The 557-nt window shown below is 59.6% G+C and carries 1 protein-coding gene; it reads right to left on the bottom strand.

The window, feature by feature from the left end; all coding sequences use genetic code 11:
- A partial coding sequence (locus ACXAFR_RS27480; RefSeq protein WP_475183398.1) for a hypothetical protein occupies positions 1 to 557 on the bottom strand: 557 nt, incomplete at both ends.

Below are 557 nucleotides of genomic sequence, written 5' to 3'. Positions count from 1 at the left end.
CCGTCTTGAGGGGCATTTGCCGCATCATTGGCCGGGACGGGCGGAGGTGCTGGCACAGAGCTGGACGCGGATTCTTCCATGTCGACCACTTCCGTATCCACCGCGGTTAAGCTGTTTACCGCCATGGTGCTGTCGGCGGCAAGATTTGCCGAGTCCGCCGTAACGATCTCGGGCTGGGCTTCGACGACGGGCGCAGCGGCGGTTTCCTGAGCTGTCTTTTCTGGCACTTGCCAGGGCATTGGGGTTGCTGCCGCCGTTTGTCCCCAGCTGGTCGATTCCGCATGTTGGTTGGCGACCTGGTAATTGCCGTCATCAAACGCCTTTGCCGCCATGCCCAGTTTGGCCAGATCACCCACTTGAATCGCTGGCGCACCCTTGATGTACTGGTCGATGGTGGTGGCGGACGCATCGCTGAGTTTACTGCTGCCCGCTAAATCAAGAGCGCCGGTCGCCGCGCCCAGAACGTTGCCACTGTCCACATCCTGACTCACATCAACCGCCTTAGCGGCTTTTGAAGACCACTTGTTGATGCTCGTGCCTTCATTCGTGGAATTGCT

It is taken from the genome of Pseudomaricurvus sp. ABR4_320 (assembly GCF_056159445.1).
This window is presented reverse-complemented; position numbering and strand designations above follow the sequence as displayed.